This window comes from Catenuloplanes nepalensis (assembly GCF_030811575.1).
Classification (GTDB): Bacteria; Actinomycetota; Actinomycetes; order Mycobacteriales; family Micromonosporaceae; genus Catenuloplanes; species Catenuloplanes nepalensis.
In genome coordinates this window covers 9,523,170-9,547,984 of sequence record NZ_JAUSRA010000001.1, presented here as the reverse complement: position 1 = coordinate 9,547,984, position 24,815 = coordinate 9,523,170, and the positions used below count along the sequence as shown (strand labels likewise).

Annotated in this window: 22 protein-coding genes; 13 read left to right on the top strand and 9 right to left on the bottom strand. The window is 71.3% G+C overall.

Features of this window, described 5'->3' with window-relative positions:
* Window positions 1–17 precede the first annotated feature (17 nt).
* Window positions 18–1,604, bottom strand: a complete 1,587-nt coding sequence (locus J2S43_RS41620; RefSeq protein ID WP_306838941.1) for a hypothetical protein — start codon at window positions 1,602–1,604, stop codon at window positions 18–20.
* A 206-nt stretch (window positions 1,605–1,810) separates the two neighbouring features.
* Here J2S43_RS41620 and J2S43_RS41615 point away from each other — a divergent pair, with 206 nt between their 5' ends.
* From J2S43_RS41615 to J2S43_RS41605, 3 genes are read left to right on the top strand one after another with little or no spacing between them, the layout of a single operon-like run.
* Window positions 1,811–2,950: a serine hydrolase domain-containing protein gene (locus J2S43_RS41615; protein WP_306838939.1), complete on the top strand. Its 1,140-nt coding sequence runs from the start codon at window positions 1,811–1,813 to the stop codon at window positions 2,948–2,950.
* Window positions 2,951–2,978: 28 nt separating this feature from the next.
* Window positions 2,979–4,931 carry a site-specific DNA-methyltransferase gene (locus J2S43_RS41610; RefSeq protein WP_306838937.1) on the top strand — a complete coding sequence of 651 codons (1,953 nt, stop codon included), beginning with the start codon at window positions 2,979–2,981 and terminating at the stop codon, window positions 4,929–4,931.
* Window positions 4,931–6,742, top strand: coding sequence for a DEAD/DEAH box helicase family protein (locus tag J2S43_RS41605; protein ID WP_306838935.1), 1,812 nt, complete (start codon window positions 4,931–4,933; stop codon window positions 6,740–6,742). Before J2S43_RS41610 ends, J2S43_RS41605 begins: the two co-directional genes overlap by 1 nt.
* On the opposite strand, the gene J2S43_RS41600 is transcribed toward J2S43_RS41605, so the two are convergent.
* Window positions 6,705–7,055, bottom strand: coding sequence for a winged helix-turn-helix transcriptional regulator (locus J2S43_RS41600; protein ID WP_306838934.1), 351 nt, complete (start codon window positions 7,053–7,055; stop codon window positions 6,705–6,707). The two genes, J2S43_RS41605 and J2S43_RS41600, sit on opposite strands and share 38 nt — an antisense overlap.
* 76 nt (window positions 7,056–7,131) lie before the next feature.
* On the opposite strand from J2S43_RS41600, the gene J2S43_RS41595 reads away from it, so the two are divergent.
* The 7 genes from J2S43_RS41595 (at window position 7,132) to J2S43_RS41565 (ending at window position 15,666) form a co-directional block, all read left to right on the top strand.
* Complete coding sequence (locus J2S43_RS41595) at window positions 7,132–8,004, top strand: alpha/beta hydrolase (RefSeq protein ID WP_306838931.1); 873 nt, start codon at window positions 7,132–7,134, stop codon at window positions 8,002–8,004.
* A 69-nt stretch (window positions 8,005–8,073) separates the two neighbouring features.
* The gene (locus J2S43_RS41590; protein WP_306838929.1) at window positions 8,074–8,784 is read left to right on the top strand and encodes a YqeB family protein; all 711 of its coding nucleotides are present in this window, start codon (window positions 8,074–8,076) and stop codon (window positions 8,782–8,784) included.
* 11 nt (window positions 8,785–8,795) lie between these two features.
* Entirely contained in the window at window positions 8,796–10,259 is a 1,464-nt protein-coding gene (locus J2S43_RS41585) for an MFS transporter (protein ID WP_306838927.1), read from the top strand.
* A 34-nt stretch (window positions 10,260–10,293) separates the two neighbouring features.
* Window positions 10,294–10,875: a class I SAM-dependent methyltransferase gene (locus J2S43_RS41580; protein ID WP_306838925.1), complete on the top strand. Its 582-nt coding sequence runs from the start codon at window positions 10,294–10,296 to the stop codon at window positions 10,873–10,875.
* Window positions 10,876–11,083: 208 nt separating this feature from the next.
* Entirely contained in the window at window positions 11,084–11,962 is an 879-nt protein-coding gene (locus J2S43_RS41575) for a sigma-70 family RNA polymerase sigma factor (RefSeq protein ID WP_306838924.1), read from the top strand.
* A 59-nt stretch (window positions 11,963–12,021) separates the two neighbouring features.
* Window positions 12,022–13,716, top strand: a complete 1,695-nt coding sequence (locus J2S43_RS41570) for an MDR family MFS transporter (RefSeq protein WP_306838922.1) — start codon at window positions 12,022–12,024, stop codon at window positions 13,714–13,716.
* A 1,653-nt stretch (window positions 13,717–15,369) separates the two neighbouring features.
* The gene (locus J2S43_RS41565; RefSeq protein WP_306838920.1) at window positions 15,370–15,666 is read left to right on the top strand and encodes an antibiotic biosynthesis monooxygenase family protein; all 297 of its coding nucleotides are present in this window, start codon (window positions 15,370–15,372) and stop codon (window positions 15,664–15,666) included.
* A gap of 72 nt (window positions 15,667–15,738) precedes the next feature.
* Here J2S43_RS41565 and J2S43_RS41560 read toward each other — a convergent pair whose 3' ends face one another.
* The 4 genes from J2S43_RS41560 to J2S43_RS41545 form a co-directional block, all read right to left on the bottom strand.
* Complete coding sequence (locus tag J2S43_RS41560) at window positions 15,739–16,506, bottom strand: GAF and ANTAR domain-containing protein (RefSeq protein WP_306838918.1); 768 nt, start codon at window positions 16,504–16,506, stop codon at window positions 15,739–15,741.
* A gap of 71 nt (window positions 16,507–16,577) precedes the next feature.
* Complete coding sequence (locus tag J2S43_RS41555) at window positions 16,578–17,378, bottom strand: ABC transporter permease (protein ID WP_306838916.1); 801 nt, start codon at window positions 17,376–17,378, stop codon at window positions 16,578–16,580.
* Entirely contained in the window at window positions 17,371–18,159 is a 789-nt protein-coding gene (locus J2S43_RS41550) for an ABC transporter permease (RefSeq protein WP_306838913.1), read from the bottom strand. Before J2S43_RS41550 ends, J2S43_RS41555 begins: the two co-directional genes overlap by 8 nt.
* Window positions 18,156–19,157, bottom strand: coding sequence for an ABC transporter ATP-binding protein (locus J2S43_RS41545; protein ID WP_306838911.1), 1,002 nt, complete (start codon window positions 19,155–19,157; stop codon window positions 18,156–18,158). Before J2S43_RS41545 ends, J2S43_RS41550 begins: the two co-directional genes overlap by 4 nt.
* Window positions 19,158–19,279: 122 nt before the next feature.
* Here J2S43_RS41545 and J2S43_RS41540 point away from each other — a divergent pair, with 122 nt between their 5' ends.
* Together J2S43_RS41540 and J2S43_RS41535 are read left to right on the top strand one after the other, a co-directional pair.
* Window positions 19,280–20,368 carry an S-(hydroxymethyl)mycothiol dehydrogenase gene (locus J2S43_RS41540; RefSeq protein ID WP_306838910.1) on the top strand — a complete coding sequence of 363 codons (1,089 nt, stop codon included), beginning with the start codon at window positions 19,280–19,282 and terminating at the stop codon, window positions 20,366–20,368.
* Complete coding sequence (locus tag J2S43_RS41535) at window positions 20,368–20,997, top strand: MBL fold metallo-hydrolase (RefSeq protein WP_306838908.1); 630 nt, start codon at window positions 20,368–20,370, stop codon at window positions 20,995–20,997. Before J2S43_RS41540 ends, J2S43_RS41535 begins: the two co-directional genes overlap by 1 nt.
* A gap of 262 nt (window positions 20,998–21,259) precedes the next feature.
* Here J2S43_RS41535 and J2S43_RS41530 read toward each other — a convergent pair whose 3' ends face one another.
* On the bottom strand, window positions 21,260–21,463 hold the full coding sequence (locus tag J2S43_RS41530; protein ID WP_306838906.1) for a hypothetical protein: 204 nt from the start codon (window positions 21,461–21,463) through the stop codon (window positions 21,260–21,262).
* Between the two features lie 285 nt (window positions 21,464–21,748).
* Here J2S43_RS41530 and J2S43_RS41525 point away from each other — a divergent pair, with 285 nt between their 5' ends.
* The gene (locus J2S43_RS41525) at window positions 21,749–22,825 is read left to right on the top strand and encodes a 3-deoxy-7-phosphoheptulonate synthase (RefSeq protein WP_306838905.1); all 1,077 of its coding nucleotides are present in this window, start codon (window positions 21,749–21,751) and stop codon (window positions 22,823–22,825) included.
* A 753-nt stretch (window positions 22,826–23,578) separates the two neighbouring features.
* Here J2S43_RS41525 and J2S43_RS41520 read toward each other — a convergent pair.
* Both J2S43_RS41520 and J2S43_RS41515 read right to left on the bottom strand, forming a co-directional pair.
* Window positions 23,579–23,863, bottom strand: a complete 285-nt coding sequence (locus J2S43_RS41520) for a DUF6158 family protein (RefSeq protein ID WP_306839792.1) — start codon at window positions 23,861–23,863, stop codon at window positions 23,579–23,581.
* Between the two features lie 161 nt (window positions 23,864–24,024).
* Window positions 24,025–24,765, bottom strand: a complete 741-nt coding sequence (locus J2S43_RS41515) for a MerR family transcriptional regulator (RefSeq protein WP_306838901.1) — start codon at window positions 24,763–24,765, stop codon at window positions 24,025–24,027.
* Between the last annotated feature and the right edge of the window lie 50 nt (window positions 24,766–24,815).

Sequence of the window (24,815 nt, the reverse complement as noted above, 5' to 3'; positions counted from 1 at the left end):
ACCGGATTCAGGCTCGATCAGGCCGTGCGGGTGGCCAGGCGGGTGCGGATCCAGGACGCGGCGGCGTCGATGAGCAGGGCGACCGCGATGATCAGGGCGATCCGGAAGCCGGCGGCCTCCTGGATGCCGAAACGGGCGTACTCGCCGACCGACAGGGACAGGCCGGCCAGGATCGTCGCGGCGGAGATGACGCACACCGCGAACGCGCTGCCCCAGAGCAGCCAGCGGCGGGTGAAGACGGACAGCAGCATCGCCAGCACCAGCGGGACGCCGATCTGCGGGTTGAACTCCTGCCGGGGCGGGAAGATCAGGCGCTCGACCGGGGCGGGCAGCACCTGACCGACCTCGGTGTGCACGATGCCGGAGAGCGAGCGCGGCAGCACGTCGCGGAGGAACCCGAGGTACTGGTCCGGCGCGGCCAGCGCGTATCGGTAACCGGAGCTGGTCGCGTTCTCCTCGCCCCAGGCCTTGAGCTCGGGGCAACTGCGGTAGGCCTCGGCGAACTCCGCGATCGCCCACTCCTTGCCGGCGGCCACCGCGTTCGCGGCGGGGCAGTCCGGCATGCCGAGGTCCTCGCGGAACACGCGGGAGATCTCCGGGTCCGGCAGCACCTGCAGCCGCAGCCGATAGTTGAGCGTCTCCTCCTCCAGGCTCAGCCCGGTGGCGCTCCAGCCCGGGAACGTGTGCGTGACGGTCGGCGTGATCGCGGTGACCCAGCCGATCGCCAGCAGCAGCACCCCGGTCGCGACCAACGGTCCGCGCGCGCCCGGCACCCACCACCGCACCGGCTGCCACCACGGCGCCGCACCGGCATGAGATCCCTGCTCAGTCCCGGCCACGCCGGAAGCCCCGGACGCGGTCTCACCAGAATCGGGGCCGCTGGAACCGCCCACGCCAGAACCGGCCACGCCAGAACCGGCCACCTCAGAACCAGACGCGTCACCACCGACCGCGTCAGAAGCGACCGCACCCGAAGTGCCCACACCGGACGAGGCCGCGCCCGAGGAACCGGCCGCCGCCGGAGCGGTGGTGGGCCGTGTGCGGGAAGCGCGCCACGCCACCCAGAGCACCGCCAGCGCCAGCACCCCCACCGGCAGCCGCGTCTCCGGGCGCACGAACGCCCACCATGCGCCGGCCCCGGCCGTACCCGCGAGGAAGACGACCGATCCGGAGCGCCGCCACAGCAGGAAACACGCCAGCGTCAGCACGCCCAGGCTGATCGACAGCGCCTCGGAGAGGATCGCGAAGTCCCAGTTCGTCATCGCCGGCACCAGGCCCAGCGACATCACGCCGAGCGCCGCCACCACGCGCGCGGCCAGCGACGACAGCGTCGCCCACAGCGCGACCGCGAGCAGCGCCCACGCCACCGTCCCGATCGTCCACTGCGCCCATACCCGCCACACGTCGTCCGGGAAGAGCGCGTAGAACACCGGCAGCCCCGGCAGCCGCGGCGAGTGCCCGAAGATCGACACCACCGGCCCGCGGTCGACGGCCGGGTCGTTCCGGAGCGCGTAGGTGTAGGTGTCGTACGAGGTGAAGACCCGCCCACCGGCTCCCACCACGATCCGTGCGGCGACGAACGCCGCGACCAACAGCGTGATCACCCATCGCGTCCCACGCACCGCGCCCCCAGCCCTCGGCCGAATCCCATCGAACGAGTGATGATCTCAGGGTCCGCGACGGCCGGATCAGGGAACCCCCGGAGCCGGAATCCCAGGGCTGAGACCAGGGAAAACCTCCGATCCCCAGCGAAGGACATCTTTCTAGGCTCACAGTCGTCGAACATGCCGACGAAGGGATCACCGCCACCATGCACGGACACATCGGACGAGTCACCGCGATCATCGCGGCGGCGGCGGTCGTGGCGACGGCGGCTGCGGCCCCCGCCACCGCGAGCCCCGCACCCACCGGCCACCGGCTGCTCCAGCAGGCCGCCGACGACCTCAACGGCTTCGGCTTCACCGGCGTGCAGGTGCTGCTCCGGGACGGCCATCGCACCACCGAGGCGCGCGCCGGCGTCGCGGACGTCGCCACGAACCGGCCGGTGCCGAAGAACGGCTGGTTCCGGATGGGCAGCAACACCAAGACGTTCGCCTCGATCATCCTGCTGCAACTGGCCGGCGAGGGCCGTCTGCGCCTGGACGACACGGTCGAGCGATGGCTGCCCGGCCTGGTCACCGGCAACGGCAACGACGGCTCGAAGATCACCGTCCGCCAGCTGCTGCGCCACCAGTCCGGCCTGGCCGAGTACACCGCCCACCTGCCGGCGTTCGCGTCGAACGACGCGTTCGAGAAGCACCGCTACGACCACTGGGACGACGCGGACCTGGTCCGGCTGGCGCTCACCGACCCGCCCGCGTTCGCGCCGGGCACCAGCTGGGGGTACTCGAACACGAACTACGTCCTGGCCGGGATGATCATCGAGGAGGTCACCGGCAAGCCGTGGGACGCGCACCTGCGCGCCCGGATCCTGAAGCCGGCCGGCATGACGCAGACGTTCTACCCCGGCGACGACCCGGACCTGCCGTCCCCGCACGCGAACGCGTACGACAGCCTGAGCCCGGGCGAGGACCTGATCGACACCACCCGCTGGAACACCACGGCGGCGGGCGCGGCCGGGGGCATGGTCACCACGCCTACCGACCTGAGCCGCTTCTGGCAGGCGCTCCAGCAGGGCCGGCTGTTGCGCCCGGCGCAGATGCGCGAGATGCACGACACCGTGCCGACCGGCGACGACCGCGGCTCCCGGTACGGCCTCGGCATCTTCCTCACCCAGCTGGAGTGCGGCACGTTCTGGGGCCATGACGGCGGCGTGCCCGGCATGTACACGGTGGACGGCGTGACCGAGGACGGCGACCGCGTCCTCGTCGTCTCCGTCTCCTCGCCCCCGAGCGACCCGCCGAACGCGAGCGCCCGGGTCGGCGAACTCCTCTCCGACACCCTCTGCTGAGGACCCGAACGGACTACCCTCGACCGACGTGACGAAGGTCCCACACCACAGCGCGGCGAAGGTTCCTGACCACACCGTGACGAAGGGCCACAGCGTGACCAAGGGCCACACCGTGACGAAGGGCCGCACCGCGCGGAACGTGGCGCTGCTCGCGGAGCTCTTCCCCGCGTGCGTGACGGAGACCCGGGACCCGGACGGCTCGGTGCGCACCGCGATCGATCTTGATCTGCTGCGCACCGAGCTGGGCGAGCACCTGGTCGAGGGCCCGCGCGAGCGCTTCCACCTGGACTGGCCGGGCAAACGGGACGCGCTGCTCGCCGCGAATCGCCCGGCCGGCCGGGCGCTGCGCCCGGAGCGGGACTCCAGCGAGGACTTCGACGGCACCCGCAACCTGTTCATCGAGGGCGACAACCTGGACGCGTTGCGCCTCCTCCAGGAGACCTACCTGAGCAAGGTCAAGGTCATCTACATCGACCCGCCGTACAACACGGGCAGCGACCGGTTCGTCTATCCGGACCGGTTCCGGGAGCGGGCGGACGACTTCCGGGTGCGCACCGGACTGCGCGGCAACCTGGCCACGGACGGCCGCTTCCACTCGAACTGGCTGTCGATGATGTACCAGCGGCTGACGCTGGCCCGCACTCTGCTGCGCGAGGACGGCGTGCTGCTCGTCTCGATCAACGACGTGGAGGCGGCACACCTGCGCCGGATCTGCGACGAGATCTTCGGCGAGGCGAACTTCCTGACCCAGTTCGTCTGGCTCAACGAGGGCAACGTCGACCAGCAGAGCACGATCAAGGGCATGCACGAGTACGTGCTGGCGTATGCCCGGGACCTGCCGCGACTCGGCCGCCCGGCGATCATCGACCCGAACATCGCGGACGAGTCCAAGCTCTTCAACGACCGCATCGAGAACTCGATCACCAAGAACGGCCCGGCGAACCCGGAGTCCGTGATCACCCTGCCGGCCGGCTTCCCCGCGTGGTTCGACGACGGCGAGATAACCCCCAGGGACGACAGATACCCCAAGATCCTCGACCCGATCACGGTACGGAACGGGAGGCTCACCGCGAAGGCCCGGCTGCGCAGCGGCTGGAGCAGCCGGAATCTGCTGGAACTGTTCATCGCGAACGGCTGCACCCCGATCCTCGACGCGAAGGGCCGCACCACCACGTTCGCGCTCACCGACCGCGGCGCGATCTACTACGCCAAGCATCGGGAGCCGGACGCCGGCCACGTCGTCTCCGTGCTGCGCAACATGGGCACGACCCAGCAGAACAGCTCGATGCTCGCCGGGTGGGGCATCGAGTTCTCCTACCCGAAGCCGGTCTTCCTGATCGAGTTCCTGATCCGCACGTTCACCGCGCCGCACGACGACGCGCTGGTGCTGGACTTCTTCGCCGGCTCGGCCACCACCGCGCACGCGGTCTTCCGGGCGAACGCGGCCGACGGCGGCAACCGGCGGTTCGTCCTCGTGCAGTACCCCGAGCCGTGCCCGGGCTTCGGCACCATCGCGGAGCTGGCCCGCGAGCGCATCCGCCGCTGCGGCACCGAGGTCGCGGACTCGCCGCACCACGAACGGTGGCGCCGGGACGTCGGCTTCCGCAGCCTGCGCATCGACGCGCCGAGCCTGCGGGACACGCCCCCGGAGGTCCGGCAGGAGGACCTGGCCGCGCACGCCGACCGCGCGGCCCCCGGCCGTACCGACGAGGATCTGCTCTTCGATGTGCTGATCCGCTTCGGCGTGGACCCGGCCGGGCACATCGCCCGGGACCGGATCGCCGGCCACGACGTCTTCGCCGCCGGTGACCTGCTCGCCTGCCTCTCCGCCGCACCGCCCTACACGCCGGAGCTGTTCACCGAGGTGGCCCGCCGGCGACCGGCCCGGATGGTGCTGCGCGACGCCGGGTTCACCGGCGACGAGCTGCGGATCAACGCGGAACGGCTGCTCGGCCCCGGCATCGACCTGCGGGTGCTCTGATGCGCCTGCGGTATGCGGTCCAGCCGCACCAGACCGAGGCGGTGGACGCGATCGTGACGGCGTTCGCCGGTCAGCCGCACCTGGCCGGGCCGGGCAACGCGCCGCTGCGGATCGGCGCGGACCGGCTGCTGGCGAACGTGCGCGCGGTGCAGTCCGCGCGCGGCCTGCCGGTGTCCGCGACGCTGGTCCCGAGCGCGGGCTGCGCGGTCAACCTCGACGTGGAGATGGAGACCGGCACCGGCAAGACCTACGCCTACATCAAGACCATCTTCGAACTGCATCGCGCGTACGGCTGGGGCAAGTTCATCCTGGTCGTCCCCGGCCTCGCCATCCGCGAGGGCGTCGACCGCACGTTCGCGCAGACCGCGGAGCACTTCATGGCCGCGTACGGCAGGAAAGCCCGGTTCTTCGTCTACCGCTCCCGGCACCTGCACCGGCTGGAGAGCTTCGCGTCCGGCCCCGGCATCAACGTCATGATCATCAACATGCAGTCGTTCACCGGGGCCGAGCGACGCCGGATCCACACCGAGCGCGACGACTTCCAGTCCCGGCGCCCGATCGACGTGCTGGCCGGCACCCGCCCGATCCTGATCCTGGACGAACCGCAGCGGATGGAGGGCGGCCGCACGCTCGGCGCGCTCGCCTCGTTCCACCCGACCGCGATCCTGCGCTGGTCCGCTACCCACCGCACGGTCCGCAACCTGGTGCACCGGCTCGACGCACCCGACGCGCACCGGCGTGGCCTGGTCAAACGCATCGCGGTGCACGGCGTGACCGCGCCCGGCGTGAGCGAGGACGGGCTGCGGCGCCTCCAGATCCGGGAGGCGGTCCGCGCGCACCTGGAGCAGGAGGAGCGGCTCCGCCCGTACCGTGTGAAGGTCCTGTCCCTGTTCTTCATCGACTCGGTGGCGCGCTATCGCGACTACGCGCGCCCGGACGGCAAGGGCGACTACGCGCGCGCGTTCGAGGACGAGTTCCGGCGGGCCACCGGCAGCGACGCGCCCGGATCGGTGCACCGCGGCTACTTCTCCGTCGACCGCCGGACCGGGCGGCTCACCGACCCGGCCGCGCCGGACGACGAGGACGCGTTCGACCTGATCCTGCGCGACCGCGAGCGGCTGCTCTCGCCGGACGAGCCGGTGCGGTTCCTGTTCTCGCACTCCGCGCTGCGCGAGGGCTGGGACAACCCGAACGTCTTCGTGATCTGCCTGCTCAAGCGCGGCGACAGCACGATCTCCCGTCGTCAGGAGGTCGGCCGCGGCCTGCGCCTCGCGGTGGCGGCGGACGGCGAGCGCGTCACCGACCCCGCGCTCAACGAGCTGACCGTGATCACGCCCGAGTCGTACCGGGAGTTCGTGGCCGGGCTGCAACGCGAGTTCCCCCGCCCGCCCGCGGTCCGCGACGCCACCACCGCGCGCCCCGCACCGGCGTCCCGGCCGCGCCCGGCCCACCTGATCACCCTGGACTCGGCCGCGCTGATCGCCGCGTGCGTGACCGCGCTGAACGCCCGCCTCCCGGCGGCCCCGCCCCGCTACACGATCACCACGGCCACCGGCAGCCGCGATGCCCGTGTCCCGCCCGTTCCGGCCGGTTCCGCCCACGACCTGCTCGGCGACCTGGCCGCCGCGACCGGGCTCACCCGCCGCACGATCGCCGCCATCCTGACCGCGATCACGCCGGCCGCGTTCGCGGGCTTCGCCCTCGATCCCCGCGCGTTCCTCACCGAGACCGCGCGGATCATCACCGAGCAGCGCGGGTACGCCGAGCAGCCGGTCAGCGACCGTCCGGCGAAGCCGCCACCCGGCCGCTGACCGCCCAGTCGCAGATCGCGGTCAGCGGCTCCCGCAACGTCGCGCCCAGCTCGGTCAGCGCGTACTCCACGTGCTGTGGCGCCGTCTCGCGCAGCACCCGGCGCTCGACCAGGCCGTCCCGTTCCATGCCGCGCAGCGTCTCGGTCAGCACCTTCTGCGTGACCCCGGCCAGCCTCCGCCGCAGCTCCGCGTGGCGCTGCGGGCCGGCCAGCAGCGCGTAGATCACCAGCACCCGCCACTTCGACGCGAACCGCTCCAGCGCCTGCCGGGTGGCACAGTCCTCGTCGAGCACGTCCGGGATCACCAACGCCATGGCCACGACTCCCCCGTCATGGGCACCGAAAGGTGCCTTCTGGTCCACGCCGGACGGTCAGCCTACCGTGACCGGCATGACTGACCCACGGGTGGAAGAAATGACCTTCGACGCGGACGGCATCCGGCTGGCCGGCGTCCTGCGTGTCCCCGCCGGCGCGGACGGCCGGGCCGTCGCGCTGACCGGGCCGTTCACCGGCGTCAAGGAGCAGGTCACCGGCGTCTACGCCGATCGCCTGGCCCGGGCCGGCGTGATCACGCTGGCCTTCGACCATCGCGGCTTCGGCGCTAGCGGCGGCCGCCGTCAGCACGAGGACGGCGCCGGCAAGCTGTCCGACCTGCGCGCCGCCGTCACCGTCCTGGCCGGACACGAGGCCGTGGCCGCGGACCGGATCGGCCTGGTCGGCATCTGTCTCGGCGGCGGCTACGCGGTGCGCGCCGCCGCCGTCGACCCGCGGGTGCGCGCGGTGGCCGGGATCGCCGGCGCCTACAACAGCCCGGCGTGGTTCGCCGAGCGGTCCGGCCTCGCGAACTACCGCGACGCGCTGCGCTCGTTCATCGCACGCGCCGACGAGATGATCCCCGCGGTCGCCCCGGACGGCGGCGAGGCCGCGATGGGCGGCGACGAGCCGTTCGCCTACTACGGCACCGCCCGCGGCGCGGCACCGGCCTGGCGTAACGAGGTGACCCGCGGATCGCTGCACGCGCTGATGACGCTCGACGCGCTCGGTGCCGCCCCGCTGCTGGCCGAGACGCCGCTGCTGGTCGTGCACGGCACGAACGACGACTACTGCGCGCCCGAACTCGCCCGGCTGCTGCACGAGCGGACGCCGGGCGACCGGGAGATCCACTGGCTGGAGACGGACCTGCACATCGACCTGTACGACAGCGAGCCGCACGTGTCCGCCGCGACCGCCGCGACCGTGGAGTTCCTGGGCGAGCACCTGTGAACTTTGGTCTATGACGCGATCGACCAATGCCCGTCGCGCGGGTGGGTGGCGCGCGGCAGGCTGGGTGCCGTGGAGAAGGCGAAGCGGTCGTTCTGGGATCTCGCGCTGGTCTGTGCCGGCTTTCCGGTGACCGGGGCCGGCCTCGGGCTGCTGCTGCACCGGTTCTGGGCCTGGCTGGACGGCCTCGAGTGGCTGCCCATGCACGGCCTGGTCCGCTGGGTCGGCGGCTGGCCGGAGCCGTGGGCGCTGATCGGCTTCACCGGCGGCGGGCTCGCGCTCGGCCTGGCGCTGACCGCGTCCGCGTTCTGGGGCTACACCGTGATCGGCGTCGACGGCGACGAGCTGGTGGTCCGGCGCGGTGACCGGACCAAGCGGGCCCGGCGCGCCGAGATCGGCACTGTCTGGGCCGACGAGTCCGGCGGCCTGACCAGCAAGGACCTGGTGGTGCTCGGCCGGGACGGCACGGAGCTGTGGCGGGTCCGCGGCGATCTGCCGCCGCGCGCGAACATCCGGGACCTGCTCACCACGCACGGCCTCCCCTGGCGCGACGGCGGTGATCCGCACGCGTCCGCGTACCGTCGCTGGGTCGAGGGTCTTCCCGAGGACGACACCCCGGACGGCCTGCCCCGCGGCGCGAATGCGCTGCTCTCCGCGCGGCAGCGCGCGCTCGGCCGGGACGACCACGAGGAGGCCGACGAGCTGCGCCAGGAACTCTCCCGGCTCGGCATCTCCCTGAAGGACGAGAAGCGCCGCCAGCACTGGAGGAGAACGACGGGGTAGCTTGATCCCCGATGAAATCGGATGTCCGACTCGGCCGCCCCGCGGGCCGCTGGGTCCTGCTGGCCACGGTGCTCGGCTCCGGCCTGGCCTCGATCGACGCGACGGTGGTCAACATCGCGCTGCCCCGGCTCGGCGCGGAGCTGGACGCCGGTGCCGCCGCGCTCCAGTGGACCGTGAACGGTTACACGCTGAGCCTGGCCGCGCTGATCCTGCTCGGCGGCTCGCTCGGCGACCGCTACGGCCGGCGCGCCGTCTTCGTGCTCGGTGTCGCCTGGTTCGCGCTCGCGTCGCTGCTCTGCGGCCTCGCGCCGAACGTGGAGACGCTGATCGCCGCGCGCGTGTTGCAGGGCGTCGGCGGCGCGCTGCTCACCCCGGGCTCGCTGGCGATCCTGGAGGCCGTCTTCGTGCGCGAGGACCGCGCCAAGGCGATCGGCGCCTGGTCCGGGCTCGGCGGCGTGGCCGGTGCGATCGGCCCGTTCCTCGGCGGCTGGCTGGTCGAGGCCGCGAGCTGGCGCTGGGTCTTCCTGATCAACGTGCCGCTCGCGATCCTGGTGATCGCGGTCGCGCTCCGGCACGTGCCGGAGACCCGGGACGCGGACGCGCCACGCGGCCTGGACCTGACCGGCGCGGTGGTCGGCGCGGCCGGGCTCGGCGGCCTCACCTACGGCTTCACCGCCTGGCCCGCGCTCGGCGGTGGTCACCCGGTCGTGCTCGGCACGCTCGCGCTCGGCGTTGCCGGCCTGGCCGCGTTCGTCTGGGTCGAGCGTGTCTCGCCGCACCCGATGCTGCCGCTGACCGTGTTCTCCTCACGCGCGTTCTCGGCCACCAACCTGGCCACGTTCGCGGTCTACGCGGCGAACGGCGGCGTGTTCCTCCTGGTCGTGCTGAACCTGCAGGTCGTGACCGGGTTCAGCCCGCTCGCCGCGGGCATGGCGCTGCTGCCGGTGACCGCACTGATGCTGGTGCTGTCGTCCCGGGCCGGCGCGCTCGCCGAGCGGATCGGGCCGCGCCTGCCGATGACGCTCGGCCCGCTGATCTGCGCGGTAGCGCTGGTGCTCTTCGCCCGGATCGGCCCGGACGCGGACTACCTGCGCGACGTGCTCCCGCCGGTGCTGGTGCTCGGCCTCGGCCTGTCCGCGACCGTGGCACCGCTGACCGCGACCGCGCTCGGCTCCGTCGACTCCCGGTACGCGGGCGTGGCCAGCGGCGTGAACAACGCGGTGGCGCGCGCGGCCGGGCTGCTGTCCGTGGCCGTGCTGCCGCTCGCGGCCGGGATCGGGACCGGGAGTCTGACCGATCCGGTCGCGCTCGCCCCCACGTACCGTGGATCGATGTGGATCTGTGCTGGTCTGATGGCCGCCGGCGCGCTGATCGCGTTCCTGGGCGTGCCCGGCCGCACCCGGACCGCGGAGACACCGGTGCGCACCCACTGCGCGGTGGCGGACACACCGCTGCACCCGTCCGAGCGTCTCTGAGAGGCTTGTGCGACCACGTACACAAGGAGTCTCCATGACCAACGCGCTCTTCCTGCGCGAGTTCCTCCGCTCGCCCGCGCGCACCGGGGCGATCGCACCCAGCTCACGCCGGCTCGGCACCGCGGTCACCGCGCCGATCCCGGAGAGCGGTGACCCGGTCGTGGTCGAGCTGGGGCCCGGCACCGGCGCGTTCACCACGGTCATCCAGGAGCGGCTGACCGGTCGCGGCCGGCACCTCGCGGTCGAGCTGAATCCGGCGCTCGCGACGCACATCGCGGAGCGGCACCCGGCCGTCGAGGTGATCAACGACAACGCGGCGGACCTGCCCCGGCTGCTGGCCGAGCGCGGCGTCGAGCGGGCAGACGTGGTGATCAGCGGGCTGCCGTGGGCGTCGTTCCCGCTGTCCGCGCAGCGGTCGATCCTCGACGCGGTCCGCGCGACGCTGAGCCCGGACGGCGCGTTCACCACGTTCGCGTACACGATGGCGGCCCGCACCCCGGCCGCGCGCCGCTTCCGCCGCATGCTGGAGGTCGCGTTCGAGGAGGTCGTGCTGGGCCGCACGATCACCGCCAACCTGCCGCCCGCGTTCGTTTACTACGCGCGGCGCGCTCGCTGAAAACCCACCGCGCTCGCTGAAAGCCCACCGCGCCCGCTGACGGCCCGCCGCGCCCGCTGAGAAACCCGCCGGCGAGTCCTCAGGAACCCGTTCCTGAGCGCTCTCCCGCCGCTACAACCGAATAGCAACCGTTCGCAACCGGTTCCGCACCCGTGCGATTCGAGAGTTCTCCCTGGCCAGCGCGCCACGACTTCCAGGGGGAACGCAGATGAGCACCACCACGACGATCGCGCCCGCACCGATGAGCGACCGGGACCGCGAGGACCTGATCCGCGGGAACATGGCCCTGGTCGGTCATCTGGTGCGGGAGATGCTCGGCCGGGTCCCGGCGCACGTCAACCGCGACGACCTGACCTCGGCCGGCCTGGCCGCACTGGTCACCGCGGCCCGCGGCTTCGACCCGGAGCGGGGCATACCGTTCCACCGGTTCGCGGCCACCCGGATCCGTGGCGCGCTCCTCGACGAGTTGCGCGGGCTGGACTGGGCGTCCCGCTCGGTCCGGCAGCGGGCCCGGCAGACCGACGTCGCCCGCCAGGCGCTGACCGCGATGCTCGGCCGCACGCCCACCGCGTACGAGCTGGCCGAGCACCTCGGCATCCCGGTCTCCGAGATCACCTCGGTCGAGGACGACGTGCAGCGAGCGGTGGTCCTCTCGCTCCAGGGCTTCACCAGCGGCAGCGCCGAGGACATGGTCACCGAGCCGACCATGGGCCCGGAGGAGATGCTCGTCCACCGCGAGAAGATCGGTTACCTGCACAACGCGGTCGAGGCGCTGCCCGAGCGGCTGCGCATCGTGATCACCCGGTACTTCCTGAACGACGAGCCGATGGCCGTGATCGCGGACGAGCTGGGCGTCACCGAGTCGCGCATCTCGCAGCTGCGCGCGGAGGCGCTGATGCTGCTCAAGGACGGCCTCAACAGTCACCTCGACCCGGACCAGGTGAAGAACGCCGGTCGCCCGGACGGCTGCGTGGCCCGCCGCCGCGCCGGCTACTTCGCGCAGATCGCCGACCGGGGTACGCTGTCCAGCCGCCTGGCCCGCACCAGCCCGTACGGCCTGCCGGTGCAGCGGTCGGCCTTCGCATAACGGCGACAACGGCGCTCACCCTGTGGGGTAATCGAAAGAGCCGACCACCAGACGTGTGTATGGTGCAAGCAAATCGATCTCCAGGAGAACGCGTGAGCGCCTCTGCCACTACCCCCGCGCCACCGGCCGCCGAGGGCGACTTCACCCACCGCCAGATCATGACGATCCTGGCCGGGCTGATGATGGGCATGTTCCTGGCCGCGCTGGACCAGACCATCGTCGCCACCGCGATCCGGACCATCGCCGACGATCTTCACGGCTTCTCCGTACAGGCGTGGGCCACGACCGCGTTCCTGATCACCTCCACGATCTCGACGCCGCTCTACGGCAAGCTCTCCGACATCTACGGCCGGCGACGCTTCTTCCTGGCCGCGATCGGCATCTTCGTGATCGGCTCCGCGCTCTGCGGCATGGCCGGCGACATGTACCAGCTCGCCGCCTACCGCGCGGTCCAGGGCGTCGGCGCGGGCGGCCTGATGTCCCTCGCGCTGGCGATCATCGGTGACATCGTGCCGCCCCGCGAACGCGCCAAGTACCAGGGCTACTTCCTGGCCGTCTTCGGCAGCGCCAGCGTGCTCGGCCCGGTCCTCGGCGGCCTCTTCGCCGAGGCCGACGACATCGCCGGCATCGCCGGGTGGCGCTACATCTTCTACATCAACGTGCCGCTCGGCCTGCTCGCCATGGTCGTCGTCGCCCGCGTCCTGCACCTGCCGCACCACCGCACCGACCACCGCATCGACTGGCCCGGCGCGCTCACCCTGGTCCTCGGCCTGGTCCCGCTGCTCACGGTCGCCGAACAGGGCCGCGACTGGGGCTGGAGCTCCGGCCGCGCGATCCTCTGCTACGCCGTCGGCGTGGTCGGCCTGATCGGCTTCGTCCTCGCCGAACGCGCGTACAAGGACGAGGCCCTGCTGCCGCCGCGCCTGTTCCGCATCCGCACCTTCGGCGTCGGCGCGGCCAGCAGCTTCGTGGTCGGCATGGCCATGTTCGGTGGGCTGATGATGGTGCCGCTCTACCTGCAGATCGTCAAAGGCTCGTCCCCGATGGTCGCCGGCCTCCAGATGATCCCGTTCGTCTTCGGCATCATGACCGGCTCGATCGTCTTCGGCCAGATCATCTTCCGCACCGGCCGCTACCGTTTCATCCCGATCGTCGGCTCCGCGCTGATGCTGATCGCGCTCTTCCTCTTCTCCCTGATCACCGCGGACACGCCGCTCCCGCTGACGATGGGCATCATGCTGCTGATGGGCCTCGGCCTCGGCGGCAACATGCAGCCCATGGTCACCGCGGTCCAGAACGCGGTCTCGCCGCGCGAGATCGGCACCGCCACCTCCGCCGTCACGTTCTTCCGCCAGATGGGCGGCACCCTCGGCACCGCCGTCTTCCTCTCCGTCCTCTTCGCGGCCGTCCCCGGCAGAATCCGTGACGCCTTCACCGACGCCCAGGCCGCACCCGAGTTCCAGGCCGCGCTGCGCGACAACCCCGAACAGGCGGCGGCCCTTCAGTCCGGCCAGTCCACCGAGGGCCTGAACGACACCTCGTTCATCAACACGCTCAGCGACGTCATCGCCCACCCGTTCAAGGTCGGCTTCTCCGAGTCGATGAGCCTGGTCTTCCTGATCGCCGCCATCATCATGATCGTCGGCCTCGCCGTCGTCCTCTTCCTCCCCGAACTCCCCCTCCAGAACCGTTCCGCCGCCGCAGCCCGCGCGGCCGAGGACGCAGAGGCCAGAGCCGCCGCCGAAAACCCATGAACCGGTCCTCCAGGCCTCCCGGGGTCTTCCGATCTTTCGGACTTCCGGGCCTCCCGGTCTTCCGGTCCTCCCGGTCTTCCCGGTCCTCCCGGTCTTCCGGGCCTCCCGGGCCTCCCGGGCTTCCGGGCTTCCGGCGTGGTGACGTCGGGCGCACTCCCGCGGCCTACCCACGTTCCGCCTGGTTGCGTTCGCCACGATGCTGCTGATCAGAAATCAAGGGCTGAATTCATTTTCCCGCTTCCGGCGTGGCCACTCTGGGCATGCTCCCGCGGGCAAACCGCGCGGAGGCCTCCGACTCCGCTAGCGCTCCGCTCCGGCCGCCGCGGCGCAGCCAGTCCCAGCCCGGTCACCAAACCCCCGCAACCCCTCGCGACCGCAGGTCCCGGCCGCACCGCCGCTCCCAGCGGCCACCCAAACCCGCGCGACCTCCGCACCCGGCAGATCCCGGCAGCACCACCACTCCCAACGGCCACCCAAACCCCCGCAGCCCCTCGCGACCGCAGGTCCCGGCAGCACCACCACTCCCAGCGGCCACCCGGACTTTCCGGAGATCTACACCCGGGGTGGTCGGCGGCAGACGGGGCGGCCGGGCGGTAGCAGTCTGCGCGGTGCGCACCACATCAGAGACGGCCGGCGTCGTACCCGGTGGAAATGTCGCCATATTGGTGCATCGAAACCGCTGGCGGCGCCGACGACAGGACCATATGAGCGCCTTGTCGACGGCTTATCGTGGATTGCTTCGCACACCGGCCCGCAGCAGCGGATCGGGGCGCGACTGGATCCTGTCAAACGAATGAGCGTCGGTCAGTTGATCAAGAGTGGTCACTAGTGATACGTCAAGCACCGAATGCGGGTCCCATAAGGTGCCTGACGTATCACTAGTGGCCGCCCCCTCGCCAGGCGACGTGACTTAATACGATATTTCGAGCAGCCAACCCCAGCAAAATCTGGTGGATTCCGAAATACGATCGCCGGCTCCCACCATGCGGAAGATCGGCCGCATGATGAGATCGATCTCCAAAATGCGGAACCGAAGAGACTTATTCAGCGCCGCCCTCGTCAGGCCGCCCGGACTGCGGCAACGCGGTGCCGGCTCGCCGCGCTGAATAAGCCTCGAAGCCGAACCAATCCTCGACCACGCCAAAGAGCCGGAAATGTCACTTCGCTGACGTTCCGGCATTGAGATTCGGTGGGGCCAGTGCGACTCCCTACTTCTCCCTTCATCGCCGAAACGTCACAAGTCCGTTCGCTACGCGAGGTGATGAGGCATATTCAGCGCGGTCAGCCGGCGCCGCGTTGCCGCGGAGTCGGTGCGCCACACGCCGAACAAACCTCGATGCACACGTGACGCACGACGAGGCTTATTCGGCAGGGCTGAGCCGGCGCCACGTCGCCGCAGGCCAGGGCTGTCGGCGCGCTATACGCTGAATAACCCTCTACGAATGCCGCACACCGCGCATACATAGAGGTCCCGTCGGCCGCGCCGACCTGCTGCGGCGACACCGCGCCGAACCGGCACCGCTGAATAGGCCTCGATCGCCCAGCCCGCAGCGCCGCACATCGCCCGAAACCGGCACAGTGCGGCCGCGCCGAGGGTGGAGCCGGCGGCAGGGCGCGGAAGGCGTACCCCGGCACGGTTTTAAGGTTGGAGGTATGGCTGTTGTGAAGATCAACGCGATTGACGTGCCCGATGGTGCGGGGCCGGAGCTGGAGAAGCGGTTCGCGGCGCGGCAGGGGGCGGTGGAGAACGCCGAGGGTTTCCTGGGGTTCGAGCTGTTGCGCCCGGTGAGCGGCGAGACGCGGTACTTCGTCTACACGAAGTGGGAGACCGAGGAGCACTACCAGGCGTGGGCGCAGGGCTCCGGGCGCGCGGCGCACGCGGGCGAGCGGTCCCGGCCGGTGGCGAGCGGTGCCAGTCTGCTGGAGTTCGAGGTCGTGCAGAGCGCCTGACGACCAGAGGCCAGAGCGCCTGATGACCAGAGGGCAGAGCGCCTGATGGTCAGAGGGCAGAGCGCCTGCTGGTCAGGGTGCGGAGCGGCGCTGGGCGGTCTCGAGGAGGCGTTCGGCGACCACGCGAGGGCTGACCGCCAGGCGGGTGGCGGTCTCGTCGATGACCTCGAAAGCCTCGGCGGGGCCGCAGCCGCGCTGCGCCATGATCAGGCCGACGGCGTGGTTGACGGTGGCGTCGTAGGGCTCCTGGGCCGCGAGTGACGGCGTGGTCTCCTCCTCGCGGCGCAGGACCTCGCCGAGCAGCAGCGCGGCCTGCCCCGCGATGGCCATGGCCGCGACCATGCGGCTGGGCCCGGCCGCGTCCGCGTCGGTGAGGTAGAGCGTGAGCGCGCCGACCGCGTCCCGGTTGACGTCGATCGGGAGCGCTATCGCGGTGCGCAGTCCGGTGCCGACCGCGGCCGGCTGGAGTGCGGGCCAGCGGTCGTCGACGCGCAGATCGATGCTGACCACGGGCTCGCGGGTGCGGATGGAGTCCAGGGACGGGCCGGTGGCCTCGTCCTGCTGCACGTCGTCGATCTTCCGGCGGCTGGTCTCGGAGGCCGCGGAGACGGCGGGGCGGCCCTCGGTGATCAGCAGGACCGAGCATCGGGCGACACCGGGCACCGCGAACGCCGCGAACCGGGACAGGTCGGCCAAGGCCGACTCGATCTCCGTGGCGCCGAGCAGCATCGCGGTCAGCTCATGCAGCAGCCCGACCAGCTCCACGCTGTGCGGCCCGGACGATTCGGGACCGGAGAGCCCGGCTGGATCAGCCCCATCATCGTCGCCGGCGAAAATCACCCGGCAACGTTACCAGCGCTTCCGCCGGCCCGCATGGCGCGTGATCGACATCTGTGACAAGGCCGCCGGTTTCAGTGCCCCGCGCTCTCGTACCGCCGCACCCCCCGGTGGTAGATCCGCACCCCGGTCACCACGCACGCCCCGGCGACCACCGGCGTGACCAGCGCGGCCCACCAGTTCCGGCCCGGGTCGAGCAGCCAGGAGACCGGGAAGAACGCGGTGAACGCGAACGGCACCAGCAGCGTCAGCACGCCGCGCACGGCCAGGCCGTAGATCGTCAGCGGGTAGCGCGCGAGCGTACCCATCTGGTTGATCGCCATGGCGAAGCCGGAGTGCGGCGCGTGCAGCCAGAACGCGACGGCCGTGCTCGCGGCCAGGATCGAGATCCGCACCGCGGCCGCGCTGGCCAGCAGGATCAGCCCGATCAGCACGGTGAGCGGCGACCACGCCACGTCGACGCGCACCAGCGCCCACCCGATCATGCAGGCCGCGACTGTCACGTCACCGAAACCCTGCATTCCGACATAAGAACCCGAAACCTGCAACATCACCGGGTACGGCCGGACCAGCGCGTAGTCGAGCTCTCCCTGATTGACCAGCCAGGCGGTACGCCAGAGCCCGTCGAAGAGCAGCGGCGCGAGCCCGAACACGAACGACGCGAACCCGTATAGCAGCACGGCCTCCGGGAAGGTCCAGCCGCGCAGCGCCGGGACCTGCGCGAACACCGCGCCCAGGAACGCCAGCCCGACCAGTTGCTGCAGCAGCCCGGCCAGCACCAGCAGCCAGAAGTCGGCCTCGTACTCCATCATGCTGCGCACGTGCGCGCCCAGCCCACGCCGGTAGATCCAGAGAATTCGCGAGATCTCACCCACCGTGCACCGTCAGCCTCCGGATCGCGAACCGCCAGGCCAGCCGCGCCCCGAACCACAGCACGGCCGTCCACAGCACCTGCACCGCGATCAGCCGCACCGCGGTCGTCCCGGACGCGGCTCCCACGTAGATCAGCGCGGGCGTGGACACCACGCTCGCGAACGGCAGCAGCGCGGAGATCGCCTGCAACCACGCGGGCAGCAGCGCGATCGGCACCAGCGCGCCGGACAGCAGCGCCGAGATCGTCTCCCGCGCCCAGAACAGCCCCACGTAGTTCTGTGTATAGAAGCAGAGCGTGCAGGTCAGATACATGATGGCGAACTTGAGCGGCACCAGCGAGATCAGCGACGCCGCGAACAGCGCGGCCTGCACACCGTGCGGCACCAGCACCGGCCCGCTGATCAGCACCCAGCCGGCCGCGACCAGTGCCACCGAGAGCAGCTCCATCCCGACGCCGCCGAGCGCCTCCGCGAACCGCGACCGCTGGAAGTCGACCGGTTTGACCAGGTCCAGCGCGACCCGGCCGTCCAGGATCCGGTTCGCCATCCGGAAGTCCCCGTACGCCGCGACCAGCGCCCCGGTGCCGAACGTGACCAGCAGGTACGCGCGCATCTGTGGCCAGTCCAGCCCGCCCAGGGTCCGCCCGCCGCCCAGCATCGCGCCCCAGATCGCGAAGAGCGCCACCAGCGGCAGGATCCCGCCGAGCACGCCCAGCCAGAACGCCATCCGGTACGCCAGCACGGTCCGCGCCGACGTGCGGAACAGCGCCACATAGGCGATCACGCCAGCCTCAGCTCCCCCGCGTACACCTTGCGTACCACGTCCTCGATCGCCGGTTCGTCGATGCGCAGCTCCACCACCTCGGCCAGCGGCAGCACCGCGGAGATCACCGCGCCCGCGGTCTGCCGGAACCGGTCGACGGTCACGGTGAACTCGCCCGGCCCGTCCCCGGCGACCACCCGCGCATCCGGCAGGCACGCCACGACCGACGAGAGCGGCACAGCGGACGCCAGCTGCAGGTGGATGTGCCGCTCCCGCGCGAAGTCGTCCTTCACCGCGGCCAGCGCACCGTCGTAGATCACCCGGCCGTGGTCGATGATGACCAGCCGCTCGCACACGTCCTCGATGTCGCCGAGATCGTGCGTGGTCAGCATGATCGTGGTGCCCTCGTCGCGCAGCTGCCGCAGGAACGACCGGACCCGGTCCCGCACCGCGATGTCCAGCCCGATGGTCGGCTCGTCCAGGTACGCGATCCGTGGCCCGTGCAGCAGCGCCGCCGCCAGGTCCGCCCGCATGCGCTGGCCGAGCGAGAGCTTCCGGGCCACCACCGGCAACAGCGAACCCAGGTCGAGCACCGCGTCGAACCGCTCCATCCGCTCGCGATAGTCGCGCGCCGAGACGCCGTACATGTCACGCAGCAGCGTGAACGACTCGCGCACCGGCAGGTCCCACCAGAGCTGGCTGCGCTGCCCGAAGAGCACGCCGACCTGCCGCGCGTTCGCGATCCTGTCCCGGTGCGGGGAGAGGCCGGCCACCCGCACGTCGCCGCTGGTCGGGACGATGATGCCGGCCAGCAGCTTGACCGTGGTGGACTTGCCCGCGCCGTTCGGCCCGACGTACGCCACCGCCTCGCCGGGCTCGATCCGCAGGTCCACGCCGTCGACCGCGGTCACGTCCCGATGGCTCGGCGCGACCAGGTGCCGCAGCGCACCGCGGAAGCCGGGATCCTTCACCGGCCGGCGAAAGATCTTGGTCAGTCCGGACGCCTCGACCAGTGACATAGACCGATGTTCCCAGACGGAGAGACAACGGTCGAAGCGATTAATCCCGGCAAGAACCCCCGGTTTCCACAATCGCTGTGTTACGGATTGACCGCGAGAATGACAAGACGGAGGAGGGCGACGTGAGCCAGACAGTCCGCGGGGTTATCGCTCGCGCGAAGAACGCAGAGGTCGAGGAGGTCCCGGTCATCGTTCCCGACCCGGGCCCCGGCGAAGCGGTGGTGAAGATCCAGACCTGCGGGGTCTGCCACACCGACCTGCACTACAAGCAGGGCGGCATCAACGACGACTTCCCGTTCCTGCTCGGCCACGAGGCGGCCGGCACGGTCGAGTCGGTCGGCCCCGGCGTGACCGAGGTGGCTCCCGGCGACTTCGTGGTGCTCAACTGGCGCGCGGTCTGCGGCGACTGCCGGGCCTGCCGCAGGGGCAAGCCGCAGTATTGTTTCGCCACCCACAACGCGAAGCAGCCGATGACGCTGGAGGACGGCACGAAGCTGTCCCCCGCGCTCGGCATCGGCGCGTTCATCGAGAAGACGCTGGTCGCGGCCGGCCAGTGCACGAAGGTCGACCCGGCGGCCCGCCCGGCCGCGGTCGGCCTGCTCGGCTGCGGCGTGATGGCCGGCATCGGCTCCGCGATCAACACCGGCAACGTGCAGCGCGGCGACTCGGTCGCGGTGATCGGCTGCGGCGGCGTCGGCGACGGCGCGATCGCGGGCGCCTCGCTGGCCGGCGCGACCACGATCATCGCGGTGGACACCGACGACCGGAAGCTGGAGTGGGCCAAGGGCTTCGGTGCCACCCACACGGTCAACGCGCGCGAGGGCGACGTGGTCGCCGCGATCCAGGCCCTGACCGGCGGCTTCGGCGCGGACGTGGTGATCGACGCGGTCGGCCGCCCGGAGACCTGGAAGCAGGCGTTCTACGCCCGTGACCTGGCCGGCACCGTGGTGCTGGTCGGCGTGCCCACGCCGGAGATGAAGATCCCGGAGATCCCGCTGCTCGACGTGTTCGGCCGCGGCGGCGCGCTCAAGTCCAGCTGGTACGGCGACTGCCTGCCCACCCGCGACTTCCCGATGCTGACCGAGCTCTACCGCCAGGGCCGCTTGGACCTGGACGCGTTCGTCTCCGAGGAGATCGGCCTGGAGCAGGTCGAGGAGGCGTTCACCAAGATGCACCGCGGCGACGTACTCCGCTCGGTGGTGATCTTCTGATGCCGGCCCGCATCGACCACACCGTCACGTCCGGCACGTTCTCCCTGGACGGCCAGACCTTCGACGTCGACAACAACGTCTGGGTGCTCGGCGACGACACCGAGTGCGTGGTGATCGACGCCCCGCACGACGTCGACGCGATCCTGACGGCGGTCGGCGGCCGCACGGTCAAGGCCATCCTGGCCACGCACGCGCACGACGACCACGTCCGCCAGGCGCCCGCGCTGGCGACGGCGACCGGCGCCCCGATCTGGCTGCACCCGAACGACGCACCGGTCTGGCAGCTCACCCACCCGGGCGTCCCGGTCGACGGCGCTCTGTGGGACGGCCAGACGATCGAGGTCGGCGGCGTCGAGCTGCACGTCCTGCACACGCCCGGCCACGCCCCCGGCGCGTGCTGCTTCCACGTACCCGCGCTGAACGTGGTCTTCACCGGCGACACCCTCTTCCAGGGCGGCCCGGGCGCGACCGGCCGCAGCTTCAGCTCCTTCGACACGATCATCGAGTCGATCAAGGCGAAGCTCCTGACGCTCCCACCGGAGACGACCGTGCACACCGGCCACGGCGACAGCACCACGATCGGAGCCGAGTCCCCACACCTCGACGAATGGATCAGAAGGGGCCATTGAGGCTTGTTCAGCGCGGCGAGCTCACGCCGCGTTCCGCAGGCCGGCGTTGGCGCACAACGTGCTGACCGGCTACGGCGCGAGCTGGAGGAGTGCGGGCGCAGGTTCCGCACCAACAACCCTCATCAACCCATTTTCCCGCTTCCGGCGGGGTGCAGCCCGCATGCTCCCGCGGGCACCGGTCGGCCCGGGGGGGCCTCCCTGCACGTTCCGCTGTGGTCCAGCAGATCAAACCCGGGCCGGCCCCGCCGCCGGCGGCGGGGCCTCAGTCCGGCGGCTCCTCTGACGCGCCCGCGGCCTCGGCCGACGTGCGGTGCTCGACGAACGAGTCGGGCGCCGCCGTCGAGTCGGCCGTTCGCTCGTCCGATTCCAGCAGGATCTCCTCCGCCTGCGCCTCCACGTCGTCGCTGCCGACGCGGCGCTCCTCGGGCAGCAGCGAGGCCGCCCGGCTCTCCACCCGATCAGTCATGCCCCTCACGTACCCACGGAGAGGGTCTTCAGTCACCATCGCGACCCTGATGGCAGACGGCGGCCCGGAAACGCGGTAGGGTGTCCGACGTGACGAAGTCCTTTTATTGGTTTGGGTGGCCGGCCCTGAGCGCCGGTGACTCGACCCTGGTCTGACGTCACCACAGCCTTCAGAGAGCCGGCAAGGGCAGGGAGCCTATTCCCTGCCCTTTTCGCATGCGACGAACACGCTGCCCGGCTCTCCAGGTCACCGGCCCTGGGGCGGGCCGGTGAAAGGAAATCTGCAATGACGTCCTCACGACGGGTCACCGACCAGCGGATCGACAAGGTCGTTCCGCTGATGACCCCCGACCTGCTCCATCACCACCTGCCGTTGAGCGAGGAGCTGGCCGGCCGCGTGGTCGAGGGCCGCCGCGCGGTCGCACGCATCCTCGACGGCGAGGACGACCGGCTGATCGTCGTGGTCGGCCCGTGCTCGGTGCACGACCCGGCCGCCGCGCTCGACTACGCCCGGCGGCTGCGCCCGGTCGCGGAGCGCCTCTCCGACGACCTGCTCATCGTGATGCGCGTCTACTTCGAGAAGCCGCGCTCCACGGTCGGCTGGAAGGGCCTGATCAACGACCCGGCGCTGGACGGCTCCGGCGACGTCAACACCGGCCTGCGGATCGCCCGCCAGCTGCTGCTCCAGGTGCTGGAGCTGGGCCTGCCGGTCGGCTGCGAGTTCCTCGACCCGATCACGCCGCAGTTCATCGCGGACACCGTGGCCTGGGGCGCGATCGGCGCGCGCACCGTGGAGAGCCAGGTGCACCGCCAGCTCTCCTCCGGCCTGTCGATGCCGATCGGCATGAAGAACCGCCCGGACGGCGCGATCAGCACCGCGATCGACGCGATCAACGCGGCCGCGGTCCCGCACGTCTTCCCCGGCATCGCGATGTCCGGCACGCCCGCGATCCTGCACACGCGCGGCAACGCGGACTGCCACCTGGTGCTGCGCGGCGGCAATGACGGCCCGAACTACGACGCGGACTCGGTCGAGGGCGCGCTCGCGCTGCTCCGCAAGGCCGGTCTGCCGGAGCGGCTGATCATCGACGCCAGCCACGCCAACAGCGGCAAGGACCACCGCCGCCAGCCGATCGTGGCCGCGGACATCGCGGAGCAGCTCAAGGCCGGCAACCGGGGCATCTCCGGCGTGATGCTGGAGTCGTTCCTGGAGCCGGGCCGGCAGGAGCTGGACCCGACGCGCGAGCTGACCTACGGCCAGTCGGTCACGGACGCGTGCCTCGGCTGGGAGCAGACCGAGACCGTGCTCGACCTGCTCGCCTCCGCGGCCGCTGCCCGCCGCTCCACGGTCGCGGTCGCCTGACCCGCCTGACCCGCCCGACCGGCGCGATCGGCTCGATCAACCGCGAGCACGCCCGGTCAACCACAGGCACGTCCCGGTCAGCCGCAAGCACCCCTGATCAACCGCAACGCGCCGGCTCAACCGCGCAACCACACCTGAGCAACCCGAAACGCGCCTGAGCAACCGCGAGCGCGCTTGATCAACCCGCATCACGGCCGCACAACGGCCGCGCACGAACCGCCGTGCCCGGGGCCTACCGGTCCCGGGCGGCTGCACACCCCTGTGTGCAGCCGCGTCACCGTCAACGACGGGCTCGCGTACGGTCTGCACCAGGTCGCACAGGTTCGCCAGCAGCAGGCCGCACCCGGGGATCTCCTCCGGCGCCCGGCCCGGCCAGATCGGCTCGCCGACCACGTGCCCGCCGGATACTCGTCCTCGGTGCGGTAGAGGTACCCCGGGTGAGTCAGCTCCCCCCGAGCCGGTTCGTCGGCATGCCCGCATCCCCGATCACCACAGAACGCCTATGCGACCAAACGGTCCGTCACCGGGCAGCCGAACAGCGACGCCCCGCCGGGCGGACCCGGCGGGGCGTGCACTGAAAGGGTGTCGGTGTGCCGGTCGCCTCTCGGCGAGTGGCGCGACGCGGCTCCTGCCGAACGGTATTCCGCGAAGGCTGTTTAGGTGAGGCCCGGGGACACTGAGCACACCGACACCTGACTCAACCATCGGCCATCGGACCGTGTTCCTGAGCCCGGTGTATCGCGAATCACATGATCAGCCGTCCCGCAGCCGATGCGGGTCGACCTCGCGGCCCGGGTGCCGGGTGAGGTACTCGGTCTCCAGGTCGGCGGTGCGGCGCAGGTGGGTGGCGAGCGCCGCGTCGGACGCGTGCCGGAGCGTGTCCAGCCTGGTCCGGTGCAGGCTGGCCATCTCCCGGGTGAGGTCCTCGTCGGACAGGTCGGCCGGGTCCACCCCGATCTCCTCGTGCGAGTCGGCCGGCCCCTTCAGCTGTTCACCGTCCCACTCGTCCACGCGCTGCTCGGGGCTCGCCTCCGGCAGCGTGGTCTGCTCCGGAACGGGCGGCTCATCCGGGTTCGGGTGGAATGCGGTGCCCGCGCCCGACGGCGAACCGTCGCCGTAACGCACTGAGTCGGTCATCACTGCCCCTCTCCTCAATGAGTCAACGGTTCCCGGACACCGCATCCCCAAACCCCTCGCTGCTAGAGGCTGGCCTGCGCGTACACCGCGATGGCGTCCCGCAGTAACTCGGCCAGCCGGGGGTCGCGCGCGTCGAACCGGGCCCGGAAGTCCGGACTGTCGGCGTAGAGCTGCCCCAGCCCGGTGTACGACTCACGGTCCGGCGTCCAGTGCCGCGTGATCCACCGGTAATGGTCCGCGATCACGGCCTGCACCTCCGGCGACTCCGGCGCCGCGCCGAGCAGCGCGACCACCCGGTCCTCGATGCCGGCCCACTCCGCCTGCAATTCGGCGCCCTTCCCTGCCGTCCGCTCCTTGCTCTCCGCGATGGCCGTGGCGGCGCCGTCGCCGTACCGCTCGATCAGCTCCGCCTCGTAGCGGGCCTGCCGGCCCGCGTCGAAGCCCTCGAAGAGCTGCTCCGTGCTCATCCGCGTTCCACCTTCCAGCTGGGTGATGGTGGCCGCGACCGTGTCCGCGAGCCGGTCGAACCGGTCCCGCTCCTCGATCAGCCACCGATGATGACGGCGGAGCTGGCCGACCCGGTCGGCCTCGCCCGCGACGACGGCGCCGATCGTCTCCAGGCTCATGCCGAACTCGCGCAGCAGCATGATCTGCTGCAACCGCAACAGTTGCTCGCGCTCGTAGTGCCGTAGCCCGCCCGGACTCACCCGGGCCGGCCGCAGCAAGCCGATGTCGTCGTAATGCCGCAACGTCCGGGACGTGACCCCGGCGATGCGCGCCACCTGTGCCGTCGACCAACTCACGGGAATGACGCTACGAGTTGACGCGGCGTCAAGCGCAAGCCATTACGGGA

Bases quoted from the DNA above. Each gene is read 5' to 3' on its own strand.
- J2S43_RS41615 (WP_306838939.1), top strand. From the start codon at position 1,811: ATGCACGGACACATCGGACGAGTCACCGCGATCATCGCGGCGGCGGCG.
- J2S43_RS41605 (WP_306838935.1), top strand. From the start codon at position 4,931: ATGCGCCTGCGGTATGCGGTCCAGCCGCACCAGACCGAGGCGGTGGAC.
- J2S43_RS41600 (WP_306838934.1), bottom strand. From the start codon at position 7,055: ATGGCGTTGGTGATCCCGGACGTGCTCGACGAGGACTGTGCCACCCGG.
- J2S43_RS41595 (WP_306838931.1), top strand. From the start codon at position 7,132: ATGACTGACCCACGGGTGGAAGAAATGACCTTCGACGCGGACGGCATC.
- J2S43_RS41585 (WP_306838927.1), top strand. From the start codon at position 8,796: ATGAAATCGGATGTCCGACTCGGCCGCCCCGCGGGCCGCTGGGTCCTG.
- J2S43_RS41580 (WP_306838925.1), top strand. From the start codon at position 10,294: ATGACCAACGCGCTCTTCCTGCGCGAGTTCCTCCGCTCGCCCGCGCGC.
- J2S43_RS41575 (WP_306838924.1), top strand. From the start codon at position 11,084: ATGAGCACCACCACGACGATCGCGCCCGCACCGATGAGCGACCGGGAC.
- J2S43_RS41570 (WP_306838922.1), top strand. From the start codon at position 12,022: ATGGTGCAAGCAAATCGATCTCCAGGAGAACGCGTGAGCGCCTCTGCC.
- J2S43_RS41565 (WP_306838920.1), top strand. From the start codon at position 15,370: ATGGCTGTTGTGAAGATCAACGCGATTGACGTGCCCGATGGTGCGGGG.
- J2S43_RS41545 (WP_306838911.1), bottom strand. From the start codon at position 19,157: ATGTCACTGGTCGAGGCGTCCGGACTGACCAAGATCTTTCGCCGGCCG.
- J2S43_RS41535 (WP_306838908.1), top strand. From the start codon at position 20,368: ATGCCGGCCCGCATCGACCACACCGTCACGTCCGGCACGTTCTCCCTG.
- J2S43_RS41530 (WP_306838906.1), bottom strand. From the start codon at position 21,463: ATGACTGATCGGGTGGAGAGCCGGGCGGCCTCGCTGCTGCCCGAGGAG.
- J2S43_RS41525 (WP_306838905.1), top strand. From the start codon at position 21,749: ATGACGTCCTCACGACGGGTCACCGACCAGCGGATCGACAAGGTCGTT.